Raw genomic sequence first — 22,947 nt, forward strand, 5'->3', positions numbered from 1 at the left:
CGTTAATTTTTCGGCATAAAACTTGCTGATTGCTGCGTAATCAAAAAACAATGTGTCTTGAAAAACCTACTTATAGCACTTACTTTTTTATTCTCGATGACTTCTTTTGCTCAGACTACTGAAATAAGAGCTGGAGCAGGATCTGGAGCTTTTTATTTTACGGAAGAAGCAGATAAAGATATGTTGTTTGCTTATGATTCTCAAGCCTCATTTTACTTTGACGTAACGCATCATTTTAAAGATCGCATGGACGGAATCAAATTGCGAATTCAAAGCACCAGTGTACATGTAGTGGGGAAAGATTATCAAACCGGTATTGCGATAGATGGAACGGTGGAATTTTTTATAACTTCTTTATTGTATGAGCGTATAAGAGCAGATAAAATGTTCAACATAGGGTGTCATATTGGAATGGGACTTACGCAGCAGGAGTTTAAACAACAAAAGAATACCAACTGGAAAGCTGTTGAGGCTCGCTTTATGAGCATTACGTTTGGTGGTGCTTTCTCTTTAAGGCTTCATGAAAAACCTCGTTTGATTCTTGAAACTGCCCTCTTATGGACGGATCCTATTACTACTTTAAGAGGTTCAGAAAACTGGCAAACTGTTGGAGAGGACATTAGCTTCCTAGGGCAAATAGGTATTTCTTACCGCTTTAAACAAACGTATTTTAATGTATGAATTAGGATTAGGTGGTGGTTGTCATTGGTGTACAGAAGCAGTTTTTCAGGCAGTTGATGGTGTGGATAAAGTGGAGCAAGGTTATATTTCCAGCGTGGCTCCTTTTGCTGATAGAAGTGAAGCAATCGTTATCCATTTCTCCGACCAGGTGAATTTGGAGAAATTAATTGACCTTCATCTACAGACGCATGCTGCAACAAAAGAACACAGCCGCCGCAAGGAGTATCGCAGTGCGATTTATTATTTTAATGAAGAAATGAAAAGTAAAATAGAAGCAGTAATGACCTCGCTTTCGCAAAAGCGAAATGAAACATACATCACTCAAATCATCCCATTTGTATCCTTCGAACCCTCTTGGGAAAACGTTCAAAATTACTATAAGACTAGACCTGATGCGCCGTTTTGTAAACGCTATATTGAGCCGAAGTTAGAAGTTGTAAAATGGTTATCAGCATTACTTTAGGGTAACTATTGAGGATGCTATAGATTCTAAACTGATAATTTATAAGATGCAGCCGCTATTTTTATAACTTCCGATATCTTTATGAGCTGTAAAACAACCGGTTATGAAAAACCTGCTGTTTCTTGTGCTCCTTGTGTTTCAGTATGTCCATCGATTACCTAAATGAGTTATTCAGGTTGTACAAGAACATCTGTCGTTATTGAGTGGAATGCAGCAGGCATGCCGACATTATGGGAGATTGAATATGGTATTTATGGGTTGACTCCGGGGACAGGTGTTTTGGATACTCTGTTTAATACTCCTTTCCCTATTACAGGGCTGTCGACTAATACAACCTATGATGTTTATATCAGATCTGTATGTAATCAGAACCAAGTTTCTGCTTTTGCTAGACCTTTAATTCTTCCAGGGAATTATGATACGATAACTGGGAGACTAACTTTTGATCAAAATTCAAATGGTTGTACTACTTCAGACCGCTTGGCAACTGGTATTCCTGTGACTGCTTCTTCTACCACATCTATGGCAGAATACTTTGGCATTTCTGATAGTACTGGTGATTATACCATATAAGTGCCAGACGCTACTTATAATGTAACGGTGATGGTCAACAACTCTATTATTTCTGTTCACCCTACAACAATTAACATAAGCTTCCCTAGTGGCACTGATAGTTTAAATCAAAATTTTTGTCTGCCGGCTACTGCAATGCAAGAAGATATGTTGGTTGTTATTATTCCTGAAACACAAGCCAAACCGAGATTTCGTACTACCTATACAGTCGTTTTAACAAATCAAGGAACCGTAGCATTTACTAATGTGGTAGACTTTACTTATCCTAGTGATTACGTGACGTTTCTAACGGCTATGCCAGTGGTAACATCTTCTACTTCTGCTAGTCTGTCATGGAATTACACGCTTCGTCCTTTTGATAGTGCCATCTATAGAGTTGAGCTTAACTTTAATCTACTTATACCTCCTGCTTTTCCTTTGAATTCTGGTGCTATTTTAAACTTGAACGCATCGACTTATCTTACTGGAGCTGATACAGACATTTCTAATAATACTGTTCATTTAGCTCAGAGCGTTGTGAATAGTTTTGACCCTAATGATAAGACCTGTTTACAGGGAAAAAACATGGATCCTAGCCAGGTAGGTGAGTACCCCGATTATTTGATTTGTTTTGAAAATATGGGAACTGCGAGTGCGATTAAGGTGCGTGTTAAAGATGTTATTGATACTTCTAAGTTTGATATCAGCAGTTTAGCTCCTTTAAATGCGAGTCATGAAAAGTACACAAGTATCACAAATGGCAACGAGGTAGAGTTTCATTTTGACAACATTAATCTGGACCTCAATGACGCGACAATTCGATGGTTACCGAGGTACATACATACAGCGTGATGGATTTTTAATATTCAAAAACTCCAAACTCACTATCAATAGTCAGTTTTTTAGAACTAGCAGTTTCTACGCGACCTATGATTTGAGCCTCTACATGAAACGACTTGGAGATATCGATGATTTGCTGTGCAATAGATTCATTTACATAGAGTTCCATACGGTGTCCCATGTTGAAAACCTGATACATTTCTTTCCAGTCGGTACCAGATTCTTCTTGGATCATTTGAAACAACGGTGGCAATTCAAACAGGTTGTCTTTTATAATATGCAAGTCTTTTACAAAGTGCAAAATCTTAGTTTGAGCGCCGCCAGAGCAATGCACCATACCATGTAAGTCTACTCGGTTGACATCGCTAAGAATTTTCTTGATAATAGGCGCATAAGTACGAGTAGGAGATAAGACCAGTTTACCGGCATCCAGCGGACTTCCTTCAACGGGATCGGTTAGGTTCTTAGAGCCAGAATACACTAATTCTTCTGGAACTGCTACATCGTAACTTGCGGGATATTTTTCTTTAAGGCTTTTATTAAAAACGTCATGTCTTGCGCTTGTAAGTCCGTTAGAACCCATACCGCCATTATATTCTTTTTCATAAGTCGCTTGCCCAGAACTAGAAAGTCCTACAATTACATCACCTGCCTTTATATTGGCATTGTCCACGACATCGTCGCGTTTCATGCGAGCTGTAACGGTAGAATCTACGATAATTGTCCTTACAAGATCACCAACATCGGCAGTTTCTCCACCTGTTGAGATGATTTCAACACCGTGAGACTTAAGGTCTGCTATGAGTTCTTCTGTACCATTTATGATGGCACTTATCACTTCTCCCGTTATCAGGTTTTTGTTTCTTCCTATCGTACTAGAAAGTAAAATGTTATCTATTGCTCCTACACAAAGTAAGTCGTCCACATTCATGATCAAAGCATCTTGAGCAATTCCTTTCCATACGGATAGATCTCCCGTTTCTTTCCAGTACATATAGGCAAGACTGGATTTTGTCCCAGCGCCATCTGCATGCATGATAAGACAGTGCTCTTCTGATCCTGTCAATGTATCGGGCACAATTTTACAGAAGGCTTGTGGAAACAATCCCTTGTCCACGTTTTTAATTGCGTTATGTACGTCTTCTTTGCCAGCGCTCACACCGCGCTGCGCATATCTTTTAGAAATGTCTTGGCTCATAGTGCAAAGTTAGCGTTAAGTATTAAGTTTTACGTATAAAGTATCAAGACTGTTGTGTGGAGATATGAAATGGTTGTTAAGAGTTTTAGAAGATGTTTTTAGATTAATTTACGGTATTCATCGACTAGGATTTGTAGATTCTCAATCCTAAATTCTTTTTTTTAATTCTATCTACTAAAATTGGTTGATCTGCAAAATACCTGCTGGTAGATCTTCTAAAGGTTTTTCTTGACCTATAACTTGCGCTCCATAGGAGTTTTCTCCCATTATTGTCATGCAGCTTTTGTCGCTTCTTTTCACTAATAAATATACAGATGCCCAACCTCTAGAATTTCTAGACTTGACTACCATAATATTCTTCTTATTGATTTCGTAATTGTCACCCTATTTATGTAGTAATTTTATCAGAATAGGAAGTTATTAAAAACTAAGATTTTTCTTATGGTTACGATTATCCTTTGATTTTTTCAAATGCTTCATTCCAACAAAAGCCATTGTACCAGTTTTAAATATATACGTATTCCCTTCGTCTAAATTTGTAATGAATTGGTGGACATTCTCAGCTTTATAATTAGCCACTTTTGCTTTTTTGTTTGTCTTAAATTTAATCTTTCCAGAGAATGCCCCATTTGATGGGATGGAGCTAAATCCACTAATGGAACTTCCATCACTTAAAATTACTTGACTTTGAAATTAACGAGATGATAAGGGTCATACATAGATATATGCTCTCATGAAATAAAATTTAGACACTAACAACAACTATTAAATTTGAAAAGATCATGTTTTTATCTAAACTTGGCAAAAGCTAATTTATATAAAAATGCCCTAGAAAATTAATTCTAGGGCATTGTAAAAGGATTTATAACGTTGAATTATCTAGTAAAAAGTAATTCTCTGTATTTAGTTAACGGCCACATTTCGTCATCTACTAACAGTTCTAATTTGTCGCAGTGGTAGCGTATCTGGTCAAAGAATGGTTTTACTTCATCACAATAGGCAGCAGCAGTAGCTTCAGCATCTCCTGTATTATTTGCCTTTTTACGTGCGTCGGTCATTTCTGTAATTCCTTTGTTGATGTATTCAATGTGCTCGGAGATTTTTTCTATAAGAGTCATTTGCTCTTTTGCCATTTTCTTGAAGTCTTTACCAAAGATTTCTTTTAAACCAACAACGTTTTCGATCAATCTGTTTTGATATTTTACAGCGGTAGGAATTACATGATTGCGGGCAATATCTCCTAAAAGTCGGCTTTCAATCTGTATGCGTAAAGCATATTCTTCTACTTCTATTTCATAACGCAATTCAGACTCTACTTTGCTCATGATGTTCAAGTCTTCAAACAACTTGATGGACTTCTTAGAAACTTTTGCTTTCAGAGCGTTTGGCGTTGTTTTATTATTACTCAACCCACGTTTTTCAGCCTCTATTTCCCAAGCTTCACCGTATCCATCTCCTTCAAAGCGTATTTTCTTAGATTTTTTAATGTATTCTCGTAATACATTAAAAATAGCTTCATCTTTCTTGAGTTTCTTGTCTTTTACAAGAGCGTCTACTTCAGCCTTGAATTCGATTAATTGCTGTGCAACAATCGCGTTAAGAACTGTCATAGGGTTGGCACAGTTAGCCGTTGAACCTACGGCACGCAATTCAAATTTATTACCTGTAAAAGCAAATGGAGACGTACGGTTGCGGTCGGTATTATCAAGAATTACTTCTGGAATTTTACCTACTACGTTTAATTTAAGATCTGTTTTCTCCTCTGGAGAAAGTTTACCATCGGTTACTTTTTCTAACTCGTCAAGAACTCTTGTTAATTGAGAACCTATAAATACAGATATAATTGCTGGTGGTGCTTCATTTGCACCCAGTCGGTGATCGTTAGATGCACTTGCGATAGTGGCTCTTATCAATTCTTCATGGTCATGAACTGCTTTGATGGTATTTACAAAGAAGGTTAAGAACTGAAGGTTCTTCATAGGGGTGCTGCCAGGAGAAAGTAAATTTACTCCAGTATTAGTAGCTAGTGACCAGTTATTGTGTTTTCCAGACCCATTTACTCCCGCAAATGGTTTTTCATGAAATAATACTTTAAAAAAGTGTCTCGAGGCCACTTTTCTCATCACATCCATAAGTAACGAGTTGTGGTCTACTGCAAGATTTGCTTCTTCAAAAATAGGGGCGAGCTCAAACTGATTAGGAGCTACCTCATTGTGTCTTGTTTTAACAGGTATACCTAACAGCATACATTCTGTTTCCATATCACGCATAAAGTTCAACACACGTGTAGGAATAGCACCGAAGTAGTGATCATCCAGTTGTTGTCCTTTTGCAGAAGAATGTCCTAGTAAGGTACGTCCAGCTAATTGTAAATCTGGACGGGAATCAGCCAGTGCACTGTCTATAAGGAAGTATTCTTGTTCCCATCCCAAAGTAGCTATTACTTTTGAAACATTCTTGTCAAAATATTTACAAACATCAGTTGCTGCGCTATCTACTGCTTGCAAAGATCTCAAAAGGGGTGTTTTGTAATCTAGTGCTTCACCCGTGTAGGCTACAAAAACGGTAGGGATGCAAAGTGTTGTTCCCATAATAAAAGCAGGAGATGTAGGGTCCCATGCGGTATATCCACGAGCCTCAAATGTGTTTCTGATACCTCCGTTAGGAAAAGAAGAAGCATCTGGTTCTTGTTGAACTAATTGTCCACCGCCAAATTTTTCTATTACGGTACCGTCCATTTCTAATTCAAAAAAAGCATCATGCTTTTCTGCAGTGGCACCTGTAAGTGGTTGAAACCAGTGCGTATAATGAGTCGCTCCATTTTGGATAGCCCACTCCTTCATTCCTGTAGAAACATGATCAGCAACGCTACGGTCTATTTTGCTGCCGTTAATGATCGCATCTTGAACGCTTTTATAAGCGTCTTTGTTCAAATGCTGGCGCATAGAGCCTTTATCAAATACGTTGTTTCCGAAAATTTCGCTACGTCTTGCTGGCTCGTTAACAGCAATTTCTTTGCGGTTAAGTGTTTCTTTTAAAGCTTGAAATCTTAGTGTAGACATCTGTTGTGTTTATTGTTATTATGGTAATAATGACAAAAATAATGAAATACCCTGCTTACGCCCTAAAGAAAGTTAGGTTAGATTTCAACAATTATATAATTATTGTAAAGAAGCCCTACTTTTTATAGGGTTGAAAAAGCTACATATAAAAAAAGTACGTAAGCGCAGAGGTAAATAATTCCTTTATACCTCGATATGTGATAAGCTTTAGGTAAAAAAGCTAAAGGTAAAAGAGCCAATGCAATTCCCAACATCCAGTAAATGTCATTATTCAATAACCCCATTCCTTTTTCTTCAATCTGTATGGGTTGAATAATGGCTGTAATTCCTAATACAGAACCTATATTAAATATATTAGACCCTATTAGATTTCCTAAAGAGATGGCCTTTTCTTTTTTCAATGCCGCAATTATAGAAGCGGCAAGTTCGGGTACGGAAGTGCCTAGAGCTACCATAGAAACAGCAATAATACTTTCTGGTATTCCTAAGCTAGCTGCTATCTCTACAGCAGCCTCTACGAGTAACACACTTCCTTGCCATAACGCAATACCTCCAAGAATAAAGAACAGGATGATTTTCCACCATACAGACTCTTGTAATTCTTCGTCAACCCTTAGCGTTTCTTTATTTTTATGAGCACGTATTATCAGCAGGACTAGAAATATAACAATGGAGCCAAGTAATACAGCACCTTCCCAACGCACCAAATTATTACCTGAAAGAAGCAATACATATAACAAAATGCTAAAAGCCATCATCCACGGCCAGTTGAACTTAAAAAAGTCTTTATCTATAGCTAGAGGAGCAATAAGAGCTGTTGTTCCTAGTACGAATGCAATATTTGCAATATTGGAGCCTATCACATTTCCTAATGCAAAGCCAGAAAAACCATCTAGGGCAGATTGAACGCTGACGATCAATTCAGGAGCACTGGTAGCAAATGAAACTACCGTGAGTCCAATGATCATTTTGGACAAGTTTAATTTCAATGATAAACCTACGGAAGAGCGCACGAGAAACTCACCACCGGCGACTAGAAGTACGAAGCCTATTATTAAATAAAAGATGCTCATGTGATTATTTTAAAAGGTCAAAAATAGGAGATAATAGCAATCTATTGCAGCGGAAAATAAAAAAACAATGGAGATTATTAGATTCCCTAATTTTTGTGAACTGTTTTAGTGAAAAATAACTTGGCTTGTTTTCATATGATAAGCAGCACCGCTAATCTTTATTTGCCCATCCTTGTGCATTTTTTTTAAAGTAGGAATCACTTTCTATATGTCAGCCAGTGTTTTAGTTACATTTTCATTTATGATCATATCAATAAAGGCTATATTTTTTGAAGTGTGTTTTACGTCTTTATGGCGAGTAAGTACGGGCCTGATATCATTAAGTAGGTTTGAAGATTATTCATTCCTAGTTCAGCTGCATCGGTATTGTCAATAGCATGTTGCGCAGCACCACAAGACGTATGTCTAGCACTGTAATTAACTTCGAGCCAGCTACAGCATTGGCAAATTCCATAGAGCCTGCGATAGAAGCATTTTCAATAGTACCAGCTACACGAGCTATAAAAATATCACCGATCCCCTAGTCAAAAACATCTTCTACTGGCACACGACTATCTACGCAAGAAAGGACCATTGCTTTAGGATATAGTCCGATGGCAGCAAGTCTTCTTTTTCTGAGTAGTTTCTGCGAGTTAAGTTGTTGTTTTTAAAATTTCACCTCCTTTTTTAAGACGGCCTATAAATTCGTCTGCTGCCGCACCTGTTTGGTCCTCGGCAGTAGGTATACTCGTAAGAGTTGTTTCCACTCCTTGTATTTTTAGAGTGCCTCTATTTTCAACTGTTTGTCCTGCTTTTGGATGGTATGAAACGAGGCAGGTCATGACGATAGCGATTGGCATTAATTTAAAGGTGTTTTTTATCTTGTTCAGTTTAAAGTTGATCATTACCAAGTCAGGTGTAAACTAAATCAAGCTAGCCTTTGCCCCAGTTTACTGTTTTCTGATTCATCCAGCCTAATCGTACCCTTAGGGCATCACTTAATGAGTATACTGTTCCTAAGTAGCTTCTCTTTCTATCAAACAGCTCTACACTTCGATTTGCCCCTATGTCCGTTTGATCATGAATAAAGAGTATGTTTTATACTGCTATGTATACTGCGTTTTTAGAAAGGTATTTCTGATTCATAGGTACGTTTAAGAATAAGTTATAGCGATATCTAGTTCTTACATCTTGATTTTCTACCCAGCGTTGTTCGTATCTAAAACGCTCTGTGATATAAAATCGTTCTCCTAATTTTGTGGTAACAAAGCTTCTTGTTAGATGCGGCTTTCACCGCTTGTATCTGTCGCTTCACCATAGTCTCCAGTTGTCACATTACCATAACCTAAAGCGAAGACTGAGTCAGAATCATTGGGACTATAAGTAATGCCGGTTCTCAATAGCAGCTGTTCCATGTCCCCTTAACCACGCCAGTCGCGATATTGAAAGTCTCCCTGAATTTCCCAGTTGGAGTTTTTAAACTTTGCCTTATAGAAAAGCATATACCAGGCGCCAGTTTGAGAAGATTCCACTTGCGCATGTCCTGTAAATGTAGCAAAGGCAGTAATTATGCGTAACGTATGCCTTAACATTGGGTTGCTTTTACCTATCAAATAGGTCTTTGATTCATTTATTATGATGGTATCATGGTACTATGATTATAAAGTATTGTTATAGTTTCCTAAAAATTTGTTTTGCTATAAATATTTCTAGGATCGATAAGGTCATGATTAAAGGTATCAAGTTTTCTTTTTCAAACCACCTATTCCTTAAGTTTCCTTAAGAGACTAAGTACGGGAAACGGCTCCTCAGTCATACCGTAGAACTGATGGCTCCAATAGGTTTTGAAGCGTTCACGTTTAGGAAACTCGATATAGAAATGAAATCTGCGGAAGCCTCGATATTCAGAAGTTTTGAAAATAAACACCAACTACTTGTGTTTTTAAGTTGCTGGTATTGGGAATGGGTGCATTATCTTATACACATCCAAACTTTAAAGATTAAAAGTCAAGAAGAACAATTAAGACGCACTATTCATCAATTATTACAATCCTCTGAGCCATCTAAAGGACGGAGTATATAAATGAAAACTTACTACATAAGCTTCTCGTTGGGGAATTTGTAAAGGCGATACATCATCACGATGTATATGATGAAAATCGTCAAGGTATGTTTAAAAGTCGTAAAGAATTAGTTGATAAAATTGCTTAAATATTATTGAAAATCAATTTCCAGTCTACTTATACTATTGCTTTAGCTACAACTATGCTAGACATGGCAGATAATCAAATTTACTATGTAGCGCGCCTCCCTAAGTTGCCTAGTTTAAGGAAAACTGATGATAAACTGAATCAATTGGAACGCCTCATGAATCACCTTGCTTTTTCTATCATTCTTAGCCCAGTCGAGTAGCTGTTTTATGCTGGCGCGAAAGCCGAACAAATTGATTTTTTTCTTTAGAAATGCCGGAAATACAATTGGGCAACTGGGATACCAAGGGAAATAAAGATTGCTTGTTAAAAAAAAATGATATTTAAGAAGGTAAAACTACCTAAATGACAAAGGTAATCTCCATTTTTGTACTAATTTACAATTAACATCTTAATACATAACCATGAAGTTTTTTATTGACACGGCAAATTTAGACCAAATCGCAGACGCCCAGGATATGGGTATTCTCGATGGAGTAACTACAAATCCTTCTCTAATGGCTAAAGAGGGAATAACAGGTGAGAAAAATATTATCAATCATTATAAAAAAATCTGTGAACTGGTCCAAGGAGACGTTAGTGCAGAGGTGATTTCTACAGATTTTGAAGGAATGGTTAGAGAAGGAGAAGCGCTAGCGGCACTTAATAGTCAGATAGTCGTAAAGCTCCCTATGATTAAAGATGGTGTTAAGGCTTGTAAATATTTTTCAGATAAGGGGATCAAGACTAATGTTACACTTGTCTTCAGTGCAGGACAGGCATTACTTGCTGCAAAAGCAGGTGCCACCTACGTATCTCCATTTATAGGTAGATTAGATGATATCAGTACAGATGGTCTTAACCTTATTGCAGAGATTAGATTAATTTTTGATAACTATGGTTTTGAGACACAAATCCTTGCGGCTTCTGTAAGACATACTATGCACATTATAGACTGTGCAAAACTGGGAGCAGATGTAATGACTGGTCCGTTATCTTCTATAGAAGGATTGTTAAAGCACCCATTAACAGACATAGGTCTTGCAAAATTTCTTGCAGATTATAAAAAAGGAAACGCTTAATTGATAAAATTAGTAATAAAAAAGAGCCTTGATTTTAAAATCAAGGCTCTTTTTTTTCACAAACCTTTAAATTAAAATTACCTGCTTAAATAGCCTAATAAAGTCGTTTCTATTTGATAATGAAATAAATTAATATTAGGGTCCAGTATGGTAAGTCCCGAGGCCACTACCATGCTTCGATTATCATTTCTTAAAGCGAGTTGTTTGCTTATAGACTGGTTGTCCACTAACTGGAATTCTGAGGATTTTAAAAAACCAAATTTCTCGCTGGTATCGCTCCATACGTTGCTTTTTGGATTATCTAAATTAATTCCTATAAAATTGATTTCAGGATATTTTATTCTTAATTCATTAACTTTACTGTGAATATGTAAGGCGTAAGATTCATTTTTATTAGACCAATAAAACAAAACATTCAATTCATGTAATTGAGAAGATAAATGGGTAATTCTTTTATCGTATTGATACAAGTCAAAATCAGGAAGCTTGTTGCCTGGGTCAAGATTGATGTAAGTAGCGGCTATTTTAGTAATATTATCATTAAGCCTCTTGTCTTGAGAGATTTCTAGAAACTCTGCGACCAGATGGTTGATCTCTTCAGCATTTTTTCTGCTTCTAATAAAGTTCCTCGTCTCTATACCTGCAAATAAACCTTTTAACTGCTCATCAGTAAAAAGGCTGTCTATGACGTGCAATTTCTCTTTACGGTACTCAAGACCGTTGCGATCTACTGTTTTACCAGATCCATGTTTACGAGCACAATTGTACAGAGCAACGTTTGAAACTAGTGAAATAATGTAAGGTTTAAACGCATAGTTATTTAGTAATTCTGTACTACATATTTCTAGATGGTGTCGGTACGAGTAAAAATTAGAAGGGAGAACATCACTTTTTAAAATATCACTTTTACCAAAGTGAGTGTAGGCATAGCGTTCTAATCGGGACCACGAATTGAAATTGAGAATTTTGCTAGTGCTTTTCACAAAATCTTCTTGAAATTTATTTTTTGCAGCTGCGCTGTCTAAATCTGCGTTTCTAACAACAGACAAGCTGTCAATCATATTCTTAAAATCACTAGGCTCGCGATGGTATTCAATTAATAAAGATCTATTCTCATTTTCAATCTCTGTGAATAAATTGATGAGGTAATTGTTTTCTTTTGCTGCAGCTCCTGTAAATGCGAGCGATTCATCAAAAGCTTTTGTATTTAACCTCATTCTGAGCGTATCTCCGTACCCTATATATATGGATTGATACTCATTGGGATGTAGAAAAGTATAAAGTCCAGTTTTTAAAGAATTATACTTTTTTATAAAAACGCCTTTTTTATTTAAAAAAAGAGTGTCATTAATGTCAGAATAGTTTCTTAAAATAACATAGTTGGCTCTTGGGTTTATAATTTTTCCGGTAATTACTAAAGGCGTTTCACCTGTCTTTTTTTCTTTACAAGAAGTTATACATATCAAGCACAATATGATAAATATCGCGTTAAATATAATGTAATTGCGCTTTCGCGAAAGCAAGATATAACTGGACATAAAAACTTAGAAAATTAACTATTATAACAAAAAACGGCTTATTGAACTAAAAGTTGAGTTAATGCATTGTTAAAATCATAGCCAAGAGTTTTTTTTAAACACAATAGAATGAGTATTTTTGCAAATCCAAAAATTAATCTATGTTAACTGTTTCTAATTTATCAGTACAATTCGGTAAGCGCGTATTATTTGACGAAGTAAACGCAAAATTTGGTGGTAGTAATTGCTACGGGATTATAGGTGCAAACGGTGCTGGCAAATCTACCTTTTTAAAAATCCTCACAGGTAAAATGGATGCCACTAGTGGTCACGTAAATCTAGAAGCGGGCAAAAGAATGTCTGTTCTTGAGCAAGATCACAATGCGCATGATGAAGACACAGTTTTGGAAACAGTTCTTAAAGGGAATAAACCACTTTATGAATTAAAGAGACAAATTGATGCCCTGTATGCAGATTATAGTGATGAAAATGCAGATAAAATAGGAGAGCTTCAAGTAGCATTTGAAGAAATGGATGGCTGGAATGCTGACAGTGCCGCGGCATCCCTTCTTTCTAACTTAGGAATAGGAGAAGAATATCATTACACCCTAATGGGTGATATGGATAATAAATTAAAGGTGCGTGTATTATTGACACAAGCACTTTTTGGTACGCCAGATCTGCTGGTAATGGATGAGCCCACTAACGATCTTGACTATGAAACGATTGCATGGCTAGAGCATTTTCTAGCACATTATGAAAATACCGTAATTGTCGTATCGCACGACAGACATTTTTTAGATGCAGTATGTACTAATATAGCCGATATAGATTTTGGTAAAATTAATCAGTATACAGGTAACTACGCCTTCTGGTACGAATCTTCTCAACTAGCTGCGAGACAGCGCCAGCAAGCTAATAAAAAGGCTGAGGACAAGAAAAAAGAGCTTCAAGAATTTATTGCTCGTTTTAGCGCAAACATGGCAAAATCTAAGCAAGCAACATCTCGTAAGAAGATGATTGATAAATTAGACATTTCTGAGATCAAGCCGTCTTCAAGACGTTATCCTGCCATAATCTTTGAAAGAGATCGTGAAGCTGGTGATCAAATTCTCAACGTAGAAAAACTTGCGGCTTCTATAGATGGTGAAGTGCTTTTTAAGGATGTAGATATCAATCTTGCCAAAGGTGATAAGGTGGTTGTTTTCTCAAGAGATAGTCGCGCTACTTCTTTGTTTTACGATATTATGAATGATCGCGCAACCGCTGATTCTGGAACATTCAATTGGGGTGTTACTACAGTTCAAAGTTACTTGCCTGTTGATAATTCAGAGTTTTTTGATGTAGATTTAAACCTAGTGGATTGGTTGAGACAATACGCGCAAACAGAAGAAGAGAGAGAAGAAGTTCATATTAGAGGTTTCTTAGGTAAAATGATCTTCTCAGGTGAAGAAGCCTTAAAAAGTGCTCGCGTCCTCTCTGGAGGAGAAAAGGTGCGCTGCATGCTATCCCGAATGATGATGAAGAGAGCAAACGTTCTTGTAATAGATGAGCCTACTAACCACTTAGATCTTGAATCCATCCAATCCTTAAATAACAGCCTTAAGAACTTTAAAGGAACTGTGATGCTAACCACCCATGATCATGAATTTGCCCAAACAGTGGGTAATCGTGTGATAGAATTGACTCCTAATGGAGTTATAGATCGCTACACTACTTTTGAAGAATACATGGACGATAAGAAGATCAAGGAACTGAGAGATAAGATGTATTCGGTTTAGTGATCAGTCACCGTTTTTAGTAGTCAGAATGATGCAGTGATCAGTTCAGTATAGTAGCAAGCAAAGAGTCGGCGGTTTGTTGTGGCACTTTATTAGGAGGTTAGTAGCGGTTGTAGGTGCATGCACTTGATTACTTCAGAAGTTTAGCATGAGTCGCTCGCAAATTTAAGTAGTCAAAAAGGGGTGCTATTTGCTCGCCAAACTCTCAGATATTCTGAATGTTTACCTGTCTTTCCAAAAAAAAAGCTGGTAATATGATGGTAAAAAATGAAAAGCAAGTGTCAGATCTATTGGGGTTTCATTGGCTTTTATCAGTTTGATTCATGTTTTTTTTTTAAATTTCAATAGCGATAAAATATAACAATGAGTGGAATAAGTGCCGCTTTTATAAATGAAGTAGTTCCCTGCGGCTTTCTTTTTGTGTTGCAGAAGTAACGATGCGGTTTTTATTATTTCAATTGCCAATTAAGTTCTGATTTTCTTTTTTTTCTTTTTATTGGGAACAATCTTTGCATCATCTCTAAGGAGTATTCGTTAAATTTGTAAAATACCAGAACTTATGGGGATTATAGGTCGCAGAAAGAATAAAAAATACGATTATGCACCACGCTATTATAAGAGTAGTACTGGTGACAAACCTTTTGAGATCAAACATAAATTTGATGATCAACGTTCTACCATTCAACACGTAGGATTGAAAGGAAAATTCGGGAATGCCATACAAGATTTAAAGCAAGGAGCAGATGCAATGGTGAAGAGAAGACTCTTGATTATTATTGCCATACTCGTATTTTTATTTCTTTGGGTTATCGATTTTGATTTAACCATCTTTAGATTCTAATTGGCTTCATGTCAGATATAATAAAATTATTACCAGATCATGTTGCTAATCAGATAGCAGCTGGAGAAGTCGTGCAACGACCAGCCAGTGTGGTAAAAGAATTGCTTGAAAACGCGGTTGACGCTGGAGCGACACAAATCCACATGATCATAAAAGACGCTGGTAAAACATTAGTGCAAGTTATAGATAATGGCAAAGGAATGAGCATGACAGACGCCCGTATGGCTTTTGAACGTCACGCAACCTCAAAAATAGCTACCGCTGATGATCTTTTTAATCTACATACCAAAGGCTTTAGAGGAGAAGCACTTGCTTCTGTAGCTGCGATATCTCAAGTCTCTGTAAAGTCTAAAAGAGAAGAAGATAACCTAGGAACTTTACTAGAAATAGAAGGAAGTAAAGTCACTCGACAGGAGCCAGTGGTAACTTCTCAAGGAACCATGATAAGTGTGCGCAATCTATTTTATAACGTACCTGCCAGAAGGAAATTTCTCAAATCAGATCAAGTAGAATTGCGCAATATTACAGATGAATTCCATCGTGTTGCCATGGTACATCCAGAGGTAGCGATGAGTTTTACTCATAACAACACTTCTTTATTCAATCTTATTAAAAGTAACTACAGACAGCGCATCGTAGCGATTATGGGAGCGAAGACTAATGAAAAATTAGTTCCTGTAGAAGAAGAAACAGATTTGATGACGGTAAAAGGATTTATAAGCAAACCAGAATTTGCCAGAAAAACACGCGGACTCCAATATTTCTTTGTCAATAATAGATTTATTAAGCATAGTTATTTGAATCATGCTGTGTTGAGCGCTTTTGAAGGTCTTTTAAAAGATAAATCCAATCCAGCTTACTTTTTATACCTAACGGTACCTAAAGATAGTTTGGATATTAATATCCATCCTACTAAGACAGAAGTAAAATTTGATGATGAGCATAGTTTATATGCCATTCTAAGGGCTAGTGTAAAACACGCCTTAGGACAGTTCTCTGTGAATTCTATTGATTTTCAACAAGAGAAGCAGTATGAAGTCCCCTATGACGTTGCTAAAAATGGACATTCACAAGTTCCTAAAATCGAAGTTAATTCAGACTTTAATCCTTTTCAGCAAGAAAAAAGTAATAAAAAAACCTACCAGTCACCTTCTTTTCAAAAGCCACCAGCGCAACCTTGGGAAGCACTTTATGCTGGGATAGAAGAAACTTCTCAATTAATAGATGAAACAGATCGTGAAGCATCTACTTCTTTTATGTTCCAGCAACATGAAGTAGAACAACGCAATATCTTTCAATTACAGCGCAAGTTCGTGATCAGCACGTTAAAGAGTGGTCTGTTAGTGGTCAATCAACAAAGAGCCCATGAGCGTATTCTTTATGAGAAATTACTAAGACAACTCACGGTGCAAAATGGAGTAAGCCAGCAATTGCTTTTTCCTATCAAAATCAATTTGCCAATGGAAGAAGTAGCGGTTCTTATGAATTTGCAAGAAGAACTCGAACATACCGGTTTCCTTTTTAAAAATTTAAAAGACAACGTAGTAGAAATAGAAGGACTTCCTTTAGAATTAAAAGAGAAGGATGTTCCGTTAGTTTTAGAAGCAGTTATAGCAAAAGAACAGCATGACTTGCCAGAAAACACCTATTCCCCAGCAGATCGACTTGCGCAAACTATGGCAGCAAACATGTCTATTAAAACAGGAGAGGTGTTAACTAGAGAAGCGATGGAAAACCTAGTAGATGAATTGTTTGCCTGCAAAGAACCCGAAATTACCGCTTCTGGAAAGAAAATATTTATCAATCTATCGGGAGATAGTCTTCATTCAAAATTCAATTAGATGTTTAATATTCGTTTATCACCAATGGTTAAGAACCTTCTTATTCTTAACGTTATAATTTATATAGGATTCAAATTAGTTTCCTACGATGATTTTCTTTTCAATACGTTTGCTTTATGGTTTTTTGAGAATCCTAATTTTAAAATCTGGCAGCCCATAACGCACATGTTCATGCATAGTCCAGAAATCACTCATGTATTATACAATATGCTTTTTTTGATATTTTTAGGGCCAGCTATAGAAGATTGGATGGGATCAAAGCGATTTCTATTCTTTTATTTAATGTGTGGAATAGGGGCTTTTTTGACAGTTTCTGCTGTTGATTTTTACAGTTTCACTTACGATACACAAGCTTTTATGAGCAATGGTTTTTATAGGCCCTCAGTGGGAGCCAGCGGTGCTATTTATGGAGTTATGGCAGCTTTTGTATGGTTGTTTCCTAATCGAACTTTGGTGTTATTTCCAATTCCTATCCCTATAAAAGTTAAATATTTGATAGGGTTCTATATGGTCAAGGAATTACTAGCTACCTTTAATTTTATTGCAAGTAGTGCAAATGTGGCCCACCTGGCACATATAGGTGGTGCGATTTTTGGATTTGTTATGATATGGTACTGGAAGAAAAATGAAATGGATAAATATAGGATCAATTAGATATGAATATTTGGGATAAGTTTAAGGCAAAATATGCCTCTTTTGATAGTAGTGGTAAATTGATTACCGTTCTGTTTTTCACAACTTTGACAGGTTGGATTTTGAGTAGTGTTTACGAGCCTGTTTATATGCAGCTGGTAGTAGTTAAAGGTTTTTTACCTGCTTTGTTACAACCCTGGAGCTGGATTACTTATGGTTTTCTTCATGGAGATCTCTGGCATTTTATAGGTAATGCTTTTGGTATCTATATCACTGGAAGATATATCCTGAATTTATTTACAGCGAGGCAGTTTTTGTCCTTATTTTTTATAGGGGTTTTAGCGGGATCAGTTTCTTTTATACTAGCCACAGGATTGATTCCTAATTTTTTTAGAGGTAGCAGTATGATAGGGGCAAGTGCCGGTGTTTTTGCGCTGATATTCTTTTCTTGTACATACTTTCCAGATTCCGAGTACCGTCTTATTTTTGTAAATATTAAATTAAAGTATATTGGCTATTTCTTTCTCTCCACTAATTTGCTAATGGTGGTCTTACAATTAAATACTGGAGGTAGTCTAGCACATCTTGCAGGAGCAGCTGTAGGATATTATGCCGCGACACGTATGAAGTCAGGTATCGATGTAATGGAAAGTTTTGCAAAAATAGGAGATTTCTTTGCGACGGTTTTTAAGTCTGGTGAAAGAAAACCTAAGGCAGAGCGTGCAGCAAAAATGAAAACGGTATATAAGGGGACCACTACTAGTTCAAAGGCTACCGCGGCAAGGTCTACCGATCAGGCTAAGATCGATTCGATTTTAGATAAGATTTCTTCTAGCGGTTATGAATCCCTCTCTAAATCGGAGAAAGATTACCTGTTCAAGGCTGGGAAAGACTAGTCTTTTTTAGATATTTTACTTTTTCCGCTTTCTGTTTTGTTTTCCGCTTTCGCGAAAGCGGAATTATCATGCAATTCTTCTATAAGTTCTTCTTTAGGATAAGGCGATGGCAGGTTGATCTTAAATACAACGGAAAATACACGTATAGCGATAACCATAATCCCAGAGACAAGGAAAACAATTTCACTGGGTAGTTCGAACCTTAAAAGTAAGAAGTAAATGCCACCACCTAGAATACAGGCTGTTGCATAAATATTTTTCCGGAAGATAACAGGAATCTCATTAACTAGAATATCTCTTATAACACCACCAAAACAAGCCGTAATACATCCTAAAATAATACAAATTAATGGATTTAATCCTGCAGTTAGTCCCATTTCAAGACCTACTACAGTAAAAAATCCTATTCCTATGGCGTCAAATAAGAACAGAGTTTTGCTCAGTTTTAATAAATATTTTCTAAAAAAGAAAGTGATGATTACGCAAATGAGAACGGTATAGATTAAATTCATATTTCGCATCCAAGAAACAGGGTCGACACCTATAAGGACGTCTCTCAAAGTGCCACCACCAGCAGCAGTTACAAAGGATACAATAACAATTCCAAAGGGATCTAATTTTTTGGAAAAGGCAGCTAACGCACCAGATATTGCAAAGGCTATAGTTCCTAATAAGTCTATTACTTCTATATAATTCATCGTCCTTGAGTTAGGTAGGTGTAGTCTTTTAGTACGGTGCGCACATAGATACCATCTCGTAAATCAGATTGGGTGTTTAAAAGTGTTTCTACTTTGATACGCAATTCCTTTAGTGTCCTATAATCGCGACTTTCTCCGGCAAGGCGGTAGATATCTTTGATCTCATTAATGTCTGCATCAGAGAGCATATAGGCATTTTGAAATTGTGGATGATAATCAGCTTCTAGATCTTCTAGAATTGTATGGGATATTTTAGCGCTCTTCCTGGTATTGATGACTATTGTTTTTGCAGCAATATCTCCTAGTCGTTGTTTTCTTTCTGAAAATAAAATAGCTACAACTCCTACAGTTCCAAAAAATAAAACAATATCAATAAGTCTTAGAATCCACCGAACCAGAAAATCAGATAGTCTAGCTGGAGAGCCATCTTCTTTTACCACTTTGATTCCCATGATAAATTTACCTACGGTGCGGCCATTAAAAACAAGATGCAGGATGAGCGAGTAGCAAAATATAGGCAGTAGGGATAACTCTTGTATTCCCAGTACATTATCTTCGTCAAATAAACCGACTGCTCTATAAACAGTCATGGTCATGGTGATGAGGTAGATGATCATCACTACGAGATCAAGTAGAAAAGCAACGATGCGTTTACCGATTCCAGCAAATTCATATTCAATGTTTACATTTTGTGCTGTGTTAATTGCAGTATTTGACATTCGGTTGTAAATTTATATCTTTAATATTTTTATCCAATAAAATAGCCCATGCGTGAAGCAGCTTTTGTCAAGCAAAATAAGGAAAAATGGATCGCTTTTGAAAAAGCACTAGATGCAAATGTAAAGATCAATCCAGATCATTTATCAGACTTATATATTCATCTTACTAATGATCTTGCTTATGCACAGACTTATTATTTAAATTCAAATACGTTGAAGTATTTGAACTCGCTCGCCAGTCAGGCACATCAAAAGATATATATCAATAAGAAAGAAAGCAAAAATAGCATTGTAGAATTCTTTAAAACAGATTTTCCATTGTTTTTTTCAGGTTATCAAAAAGAATTTCTATTTGCTATTCTCGCTTTCGCAATTGCCGTGTTTATAGGAACTATAAGTACCTTATATGATGATAGTTTTGTAAGGTTAATTTTAGGAGACTACTATGTTAATATGACTTTAGAGAATATAGCTAATGGGAATCCTACTGCTATTTATCAAGATAGTGGTCAAGGAGGAATGTTTCTTGGAATTACAATCAATAATATACGAGTAGGGATGATGTGCTTTGCATTAGGCTTGCTTACTTCAATTGGTTCGTTATATGTTATTTTTAGCAACGGTATTATGGTAGGTGCTTTTTTTACTATGTTTTATAGAGAAGGAGTAACTTTAGATGCGTGGCGAGTAATAATGCTTCACGGCACCATAGAGCTTTCTATAATCGTAGTTTGCGGTGCTGCTGGAATAATTTTAGGAAATGGGATACTTTTCCCAGGCACTTACGAACGTAAATATTCGTTGGTAAAAAGTGCCAAAGCTGGCTTAAAAGTAATGGTGAGCACCATTCCTTTATTTATCATTGCAGGATTTATAGAGGGATTTGTTACTAGATACGCTTTTATGCCAGCGATTCTCAATTGGGCCATCGTTATAGGAAGCGCCGCTTTAATTATATGGTATTATGGAATTTATCCTAGAATAGTTAAAAACAAATATGAGTAAATACATTGAGCCTAGGTTACGCAGAGATTTTGGCGGCGTTATAACTGCTTATTTTGATTTCCTAAAAGGCGATCATAAAAATATTTTCAAGGTTTTTATCACCTATAACTTTATTTTTATTATCATTTTATTTTTGACCAATTATCTAGCAGATACGGGCCTTGACGCGTTAATAGCAATATCTAATGGTTCTTATATGGATCAAGCTTTGTCGGGTTCTTTAGAAACAAGTGTCGCTGCTAGTGTAATAGGTGCTGTCATCAATGTGATTGTGATACTTTTAAACGCAAGTCTAGCAGGAGTTTATTTGCGTTTGTATGAAAGAGATCGCGCTAATAATCCCAATTATAAAGAAATATTTCATTTTGCAAAAAAGAAAATAGGAGGTATGTTCCTTCTTTTAATTATAGGCGGTATTGCTATAATACCCGTAGCCATAGTTTCCGTTATAGCTATCATAATACCTATTGTAGGGGTGCTATTTATATTTCCAATTATCATGATCTCTTATTTTACTTGGATAGGGATGAGTATGTTTTCTTATGCTTATGAGGAGCATCTAGACGCTGTTGCTGCATTAGGAAAAGGATGGGAAATGTTGTTTTCTAAATACTGGAAAGCTGTCGGAGTTTCTTTTATATCTACTATTCTTATCTATATTACCTCCACGTTATTTCAATTATTACCGGCGCTTATTATTGGTTTTTATAGTTATAACAGTGCAGAAGACAATCTAGAATTAGACAATAATATTTTTATTAAAGCCGTAGAGTTTTTCTTTTATGCCATTAATAGCATTACTGGAATACTGGCATTTTTTTTAGTCATGTTAGTCATGGGGTATTTGTATTTTAATCTTCATGAGACCAAATACAATGTATTTTTAAAGAGTCGCATTTCAAAATTAGGAGTCTATAATGAAGAATAAATTTTATGTTTTCACTCTATTCTTCGTACTTGTTTGCTCCCGTACAGGAAATGCACAGATCGTTGAAAATCTGATCAAAAATATGGAAGAACAACCTGTTGAAATAGTGGATACCCTAGGTAGAAATTATGATACTAGAGCACTTAAAGTCCGTAAAATAGATCAAGACCTTAAGGAGGAATACTCTGGAAGTGAGTTCAACTACGAGCGTATTCAAAATAGCAGTCAGAATCTTTTCGGTAGGTTTTTGAGTTGGATTTTGGAAGGGATTCAAAATATTTTCGGATTTACATTATCTCCAACTACAATAAAATTACTGACCTATTTATTTTATTTTCTTATTGGTGCGGTAGTTGTTTTTATGATTGTGAAACTGCTAGGTAATGAACAGGCTTCAAAACTATTTGGAAGGACAGCAACTAAAACCAGTAGTGTCGTTATAGAAGAATATCATATAGGAGAAATAGATTTAACAAATTTGATTCAAGAAAATGAGCGAGAAGGTAATTATAGAAATGCGGTACGGTATCAATATCTCGCATTATTAAAAAGCCTAAGTGCTAAAAACCTAATCGATTGGGACTTTCAAAAAACCAATACTGATTACTACAGAGAGCTCACACATATAGAGACTAAAGAGCACTTTAAGAAAATATCTTATCTATACGATCATGTCTGGTATGGAGAGTTTGCTATAGACCAGAATTTGTATCGAGAAGCAGTTACAGAGTTTAATGCACTTAAAAATAGAGCTGCCTGATGGATAAAAAATCTAAAATATACCTGTATATTATTTTTGGTGTGGTTGCCTTGATGCTCCTTTTAGAAGTCATCACGCCACAGCCGCTGAGTTGGGAAGAAAGTTATACCAGTGGTGATAAAATCCCATATGGGGCTTATGTACTCTACAATCAGCTGGAGGATCTTTTTGAACAAGAAGTAGAAAGTATAAAAGTCGATCCGGTTAGC

26 protein-coding genes and 1 pseudogene are annotated in these 22,947 nt (G+C 36.3%); 16 read left to right on the forward strand and 11 right to left on the reverse strand.

The genetic code is table 11. The annotated features are described in order from the left end of the window. The first annotated feature begins 57 nt into the window (after positions 1 to 57). From ACJAT0_RS04250 to ACJAT0_RS04265, 4 genes are all read left to right on the forward strand, one after another. Positions 58 to 681 carry a hypothetical protein gene (locus ACJAT0_RS04250; RefSeq protein WP_415180665.1) on the forward strand — a complete coding sequence of 208 codons (624 nt, stop codon included), beginning with the start codon at positions 58 to 60 and terminating at the stop codon, positions 679 to 681. Further along, positions 674 to 1,144 carry a peptide-methionine (S)-S-oxide reductase gene (locus tag ACJAT0_RS04255; RefSeq protein WP_415180666.1) on the forward strand — a complete coding sequence of 157 codons (471 nt, stop codon included), beginning with the start codon at positions 674 to 676 and terminating at the stop codon, positions 1,142 to 1,144. The genes ACJAT0_RS04250 and ACJAT0_RS04255 overlap by 8 nt, the downstream gene beginning before the upstream one ends. A gap of 162 nt (positions 1,145 to 1,306) precedes the next feature. Further along, positions 1,307 to 1,717 (forward strand): hypothetical protein, encoded by a 411-nt coding sequence (locus ACJAT0_RS04260; RefSeq protein WP_415180667.1) that lies wholly within the window; start codon positions 1,307 to 1,309, stop codon positions 1,715 to 1,717. Next, a complete protein-coding gene (locus ACJAT0_RS04265) occupies positions 1,718 to 2,548 on the forward strand; it encodes a hypothetical protein (protein WP_415180668.1) in 831 nt (276 codons plus the stop codon). It abuts the gene before it with no gap. Between the two features lie 7 nt (positions 2,549 to 2,555). Here the strand turns inward: ACJAT0_RS04265 and ACJAT0_RS04270 are convergent, their stop codons facing one another. The 8 genes from ACJAT0_RS04270 to ACJAT0_RS04305 form a co-directional block, all read right to left on the reverse strand. Next, positions 2,556 to 3,734, reverse strand: coding sequence for an AIR synthase related protein (locus ACJAT0_RS04270; RefSeq protein ID WP_415180669.1), 1,179 nt, complete (start codon positions 3,732 to 3,734; stop codon positions 2,556 to 2,558). Between the two features lie 174 nt (positions 3,735 to 3,908). Continuing rightward, positions 3,909 to 4,085 carry a hypothetical protein gene (locus ACJAT0_RS04275; RefSeq protein ID WP_415180670.1) on the reverse strand — a complete coding sequence of 59 codons (177 nt, stop codon included), beginning with the start codon at positions 4,083 to 4,085 and terminating at the stop codon, positions 3,909 to 3,911. 524 nt (positions 4,086 to 4,609) lie between these two features. Further along, positions 4,610 to 6,796, reverse strand: a complete 2,187-nt coding sequence (locus tag ACJAT0_RS04280) for a glutamine synthetase III (RefSeq protein WP_374003549.1) — start codon at positions 6,794 to 6,796, stop codon at positions 4,610 to 4,612. Positions 6,797 to 6,918: 122 nt separating this feature from the next. Then, complete coding sequence (locus ACJAT0_RS04285; RefSeq protein ID WP_374003550.1) at positions 6,919 to 7,869, reverse strand: calcium/sodium antiporter; 951 nt, start codon at positions 7,867 to 7,869, stop codon at positions 6,919 to 6,921. A gap of 632 nt (positions 7,870 to 8,501) precedes the next feature. Next, complete coding sequence (locus ACJAT0_RS04290; RefSeq protein WP_415180671.1) at positions 8,502 to 8,708, reverse strand: hypothetical protein; 207 nt, start codon at positions 8,706 to 8,708, stop codon at positions 8,502 to 8,504. 238 nt (positions 8,709 to 8,946) lie between these two features. After that, complete coding sequence (locus ACJAT0_RS04295; RefSeq protein WP_374003573.1) at positions 8,947 to 9,084, reverse strand: hypothetical protein; 138 nt, start codon at positions 9,082 to 9,084, stop codon at positions 8,947 to 8,949. A gap of 41 nt (positions 9,085 to 9,125) precedes the next feature. Then, positions 9,126 to 9,263, reverse strand: a complete 138-nt coding sequence (locus tag ACJAT0_RS04300; RefSeq protein WP_374003553.1) for a hypothetical protein — start codon at positions 9,261 to 9,263, stop codon at positions 9,126 to 9,128. A 6-nt stretch (positions 9,264 to 9,269) separates the two neighbouring features. Then, positions 9,270 to 9,440 carry a hypothetical protein gene (locus tag ACJAT0_RS04305; RefSeq protein WP_374003554.1) on the reverse strand — a complete coding sequence of 57 codons (171 nt, stop codon included), beginning with the start codon at positions 9,438 to 9,440 and terminating at the stop codon, positions 9,270 to 9,272. Positions 9,441 to 9,676: 236 nt separating this feature from the next. Between ACJAT0_RS04305 and ACJAT0_RS04310 the strand changes: the two genes are divergently transcribed. From ACJAT0_RS04310 to fsa, 3 genes are all read left to right on the forward strand, one after another. Next, positions 9,677 to 9,931 carry a hypothetical protein gene (locus ACJAT0_RS04310; protein WP_415180672.1) on the forward strand — a complete coding sequence of 85 codons (255 nt, stop codon included), beginning with the start codon at positions 9,677 to 9,679 and terminating at the stop codon, positions 9,929 to 9,931. A 134-nt stretch (positions 9,932 to 10,065) separates the two neighbouring features. Next, the gene (locus tag ACJAT0_RS04315) at positions 10,066 to 10,260 is read left to right on the forward strand and encodes a hypothetical protein (protein WP_415180673.1); all 195 of its coding nucleotides are present in this window, start codon (positions 10,066 to 10,068) and stop codon (positions 10,258 to 10,260) included. 202 nt (positions 10,261 to 10,462) lie between these two features. Further along, positions 10,463 to 11,119, forward strand: coding sequence for a fructose-6-phosphate aldolase (fsa, locus tag ACJAT0_RS04320; RefSeq protein ID WP_374003557.1), 657 nt, complete (start codon positions 10,463 to 10,465; stop codon positions 11,117 to 11,119). 77 nt (positions 11,120 to 11,196) lie between these two features. Here the strand turns inward: fsa and ACJAT0_RS04325 are convergent, their stop codons facing one another. Further along, positions 11,197 to 12,657: a hypothetical protein gene (locus ACJAT0_RS04325; RefSeq protein ID WP_415180674.1), complete on the reverse strand. Its 1,461-nt coding sequence runs from the start codon at positions 12,655 to 12,657 to the stop codon at positions 11,197 to 11,199. A gap of 140 nt (positions 12,658 to 12,797) precedes the next feature. Between ACJAT0_RS04325 and ACJAT0_RS04330 the strand changes: the two genes are divergently transcribed. The 5 genes from ACJAT0_RS04330 to ACJAT0_RS04350 all read left to right on the forward strand — a co-directional run bounded on the left by ACJAT0_RS04330 (position 12,798) and on the right by ACJAT0_RS04350 (position 18,628). After that, positions 12,798 to 14,417 carry an ABC-F family ATP-binding cassette domain-containing protein gene (locus ACJAT0_RS04330; RefSeq protein ID WP_415180675.1) on the forward strand — a complete coding sequence of 540 codons (1,620 nt, stop codon included), beginning with the start codon at positions 12,798 to 12,800 and terminating at the stop codon, positions 14,415 to 14,417. Between the two features lie 559 nt (positions 14,418 to 14,976). Beyond that, positions 14,977 to 15,258: a riboflavin synthase subunit beta gene (locus tag ACJAT0_RS04335; protein WP_374003560.1), complete on the forward strand. Its 282-nt coding sequence runs from the start codon at positions 14,977 to 14,979 to the stop codon at positions 15,256 to 15,258. 8 nt (positions 15,259 to 15,266) lie between these two features. Continuing rightward, positions 15,267 to 17,099, forward strand: coding sequence for a DNA mismatch repair endonuclease MutL (gene mutL, locus ACJAT0_RS04340; protein ID WP_374003561.1), 1,833 nt, complete (start codon positions 15,267 to 15,269; stop codon positions 17,097 to 17,099). A gap of 24 nt (positions 17,100 to 17,123) precedes the next feature. Then, positions 17,124 to 17,753 carry a rhomboid family intramembrane serine protease gene (locus tag ACJAT0_RS04345; RefSeq protein ID WP_415180676.1) on the forward strand — a complete coding sequence of 210 codons (630 nt, stop codon included), beginning with the start codon at positions 17,124 to 17,126 and terminating at the stop codon, positions 17,751 to 17,753. A gap of 2 nt (positions 17,754 to 17,755) precedes the next feature. Further along, on the forward strand, positions 17,756 to 18,628 hold the full coding sequence (locus ACJAT0_RS04350) for a rhomboid family intramembrane serine protease (RefSeq protein ID WP_415180677.1): 873 nt from the start codon (positions 17,756 to 17,758) through the stop codon (positions 18,626 to 18,628). Here ACJAT0_RS04350 and ACJAT0_RS04355 read toward each other — a convergent pair. Next, positions 18,625 to 19,326 (reverse strand): trimeric intracellular cation channel family protein, encoded by a 702-nt coding sequence (locus tag ACJAT0_RS04355; RefSeq protein WP_415180678.1) that lies wholly within the window; start codon positions 19,324 to 19,326, stop codon positions 18,625 to 18,627. The two genes, ACJAT0_RS04350 and ACJAT0_RS04355, sit on opposite strands and share 4 nt — an antisense overlap. Beyond that, positions 19,323 to 20,045, reverse strand: a complete 723-nt coding sequence (locus tag ACJAT0_RS04360; protein ID WP_415180679.1) for an RDD family protein — start codon at positions 20,043 to 20,045, stop codon at positions 19,323 to 19,325. Before ACJAT0_RS04360 ends, ACJAT0_RS04355 begins: the two co-directional genes overlap by 4 nt. A gap of 48 nt (positions 20,046 to 20,093) precedes the next feature. Here ACJAT0_RS04360 and ACJAT0_RS04365 point away from each other — a divergent pair, with 48 nt between their 5' ends. From ACJAT0_RS04365 to ACJAT0_RS04380, 4 genes and pseudogenes are all read left to right on the forward strand, one after another. Further along, positions 20,094 to 21,050, forward strand: a complete 957-nt coding sequence (locus ACJAT0_RS04365) for a stage II sporulation protein M (protein WP_374003566.1) — start codon at positions 20,094 to 20,096, stop codon at positions 21,048 to 21,050. Further along, positions 21,043 to 21,978 carry a hypothetical protein gene (locus ACJAT0_RS04370; RefSeq protein WP_415180680.1) on the forward strand — a complete coding sequence of 312 codons (936 nt, stop codon included), beginning with the start codon at positions 21,043 to 21,045 and terminating at the stop codon, positions 21,976 to 21,978. Before ACJAT0_RS04365 ends, ACJAT0_RS04370 begins: the two co-directional genes overlap by 8 nt. Further along, positions 21,968 to 22,738, forward strand: coding sequence for a DUF4129 domain-containing protein (locus ACJAT0_RS04375; protein WP_415180681.1), 771 nt, complete (start codon positions 21,968 to 21,970; stop codon positions 22,736 to 22,738). Before ACJAT0_RS04370 ends, ACJAT0_RS04375 begins: the two co-directional genes overlap by 11 nt. Next, positions 22,738 to 22,947: pseudogene (locus ACJAT0_RS04380) on the forward strand (DUF4350 domain-containing protein); the annotation flags it as partial. The gene ACJAT0_RS04375 and the pseudogene ACJAT0_RS04380, both read left to right, overlap by 1 nt.

It is taken from the genome of Nonlabens sp., assembly GCF_047636915.1.
GTDB lineage: Bacteria > Bacteroidota > Bacteroidia > Flavobacteriales > Flavobacteriaceae > Nonlabens.